The following is a 1,311-nucleotide window of genomic DNA, read 5'->3' as shown; positions in this document are numbered from 1 at the left end:
GGGAGCGTCTAAAATTCTGTGTCAGGCCGGGTTTAGGCGTTCCCGCATAACATCATAATTCAATAACTTCATCAAGCCGGCCTTCAAAGAATATGGCGAGCTGCGACAGGGTGAGCCCCCAGTTTTGTATCGGCATTGTCCACTTTTTGCTGGCATTTTGGATGCCGAGATACAGCAGTTTCAGTAGACTGTTTTCATTCGGGAAAGCGCCCTTGGTTTTGGTGAGCTTGCGGAACTGCCGATGTACCGATTCAATGGAGTTGGTCGTGTAGATTACTCGGCGAATTTCCTCAGGGTACTTGAAATAAGCCGAGAGGGTCTCCCACTTGTTGCGCCAGGACTTGATGACAATTGGGTAGCGTTCGCCCCAGACGGCCTCCAGTGTGTCCAGGGCGTCTTCTGCGGCTGCTTTCGACACGGCCCTGTACACAGGCTTCAGGTCGGCCATAAATGCCCTGTGATTCTTCGAGGCTACGTACTTCAATGAGTTGCGGATTTGATGGACGATACAAAGCTGAACTTCGGTCTGCGGGAAGATGGTGTTGATCGCTTCTGGGAAGCCGGTGAGACCATCGACAGAGGCGATCAGAATGTCTTTCACGCCCCGGTTTTGCAGATCAGTTAGCACCGACAGCCAGAAATTGGCCCCTTCTGATTCCGAGAGGTACAGGCCCAACACCTCCTTTTTGCCGTCCATTTTCAGACCCAAAACCGTATAGACGGCTTTACTCACGTAGCGACTGCTTTCCTTCACTTTGTAGTGGATAGCATCCAGCCAGACGAACGGATAATGGCTCTCCAGGGGCCGCTGTTGCCACTGTTTGACCTCATCTATGACCTTGTCGGTAACGGCTGTGATGGTGGCTTTAGAGACGTCGATACCGTACATTTCCTGGACATGCTCGCAAATATCTTGATAGCTCAACCCGCGGCCGTACATGGAAAGGATTTTAGTCTCAATCTCGCTGCTGAGGCTGGTCTGATTCTTCTTTACCAGCTGGGGCTCGAAGGTGCCAGCGCGATCTCGTGGTGTGTCGATCTGGACATTGCCAGAAGTGGTCTTCAGGGTCTTTTTACCCTTCCCATTCTTGCGGTTCGGCGCTGTCTCTTCAGCCAGATGAGCTTCCAGTTCAGCGCCCAGGGCAGCTTCAGTTAATTGCTTAACGAGCGGTGCCAGTACACCGTCTTTCCCGGTCAAAGATTGACCAGATTGTAGGGCTTCCAGTGCTTTGTTAAAGTCGAACTCGTTGGACATGTGTCGTTCCTTTTGGGTCGTGATTATAGGAATGACACAGAATTTTTAACAGTCCC

At 51.4% G+C, this 1,311-nt stretch carries 1 protein-coding gene; it reads right to left on the bottom strand.

Translation table 11 applies throughout. The features are described from left to right. Positions 1-52 precede the first annotated feature (52 nt). Positions 53-1,255, bottom strand: a complete 1,203-nt coding sequence (locus HBA55_RS37105; protein WP_167001282.1) for an IS256 family transposase — start codon at positions 1,253-1,255, stop codon at positions 53-55. Positions 1,256-1,311: the final 56 nt, after the last annotated feature.

Source organism: Pseudomaricurvus alkylphenolicus, from assembly GCF_011683955.1.
Classification (GTDB): domain Bacteria; phylum Pseudomonadota; class Gammaproteobacteria; order Pseudomonadales; family Cellvibrionaceae; genus Pseudomaricurvus; species Pseudomaricurvus alkylphenolicus.
This window is presented reverse-complemented; position numbering and strand designations above follow the sequence as displayed.